The following is a 378-nucleotide window of genomic DNA, read 5'->3' on the forward strand; positions in this document are numbered from 1 at the left end:
CGGCCATCTTTTCGCTGCCAGCCTTGAACAGCCGGAGGTTTTCGTCGAAATCGAAGTCCCCGCCCTTGCCGATGTAGTCGGCGTAGCCTTCAAGCAACCATTGTGGGTAACGCAGCGTGACCAGGCGTCCATATTGGCGGCCGACATCGATGTGGGTCGCCTCGTGCGCGATGTAATACGAAAGCGTGCGCTGCGCGGCGTCGGCGATCGGCCCCGGACCCGGCGAATGGATGCGGTTGCCGGCGATATCGGCGGCGCGGATATAGATGTTGCGCGTGTTCCAAGTGTCCGCGGCGCCGCCAAGGCGGGCGCTGAAATGTTGGCCGTAAATCCACAAACGCCAGTTGGCGTTGCAAATGAACAGCCGGATTGGGGTTT

General features: G+C 61.4%; 1 protein-coding gene. It reads right to left on the reverse strand.

Going from position 1 to position 378, the window contains the following annotated elements; all coding sequences use genetic code 11:
* On the reverse strand, positions 1–378 hold a 378-nt coding region (locus D0817_RS26845), incomplete at both ends, for a hypothetical protein (RefSeq protein WP_161568477.1).

It is taken from the genome of Flavobacterium cupreum (assembly GCF_003996965.1).
In the GTDB taxonomy this organism is placed as follows: Bacteria; Bacteroidota; Bacteroidia; order Flavobacteriales; family Flavobacteriaceae; genus Flavobacterium; species Flavobacterium cupreum.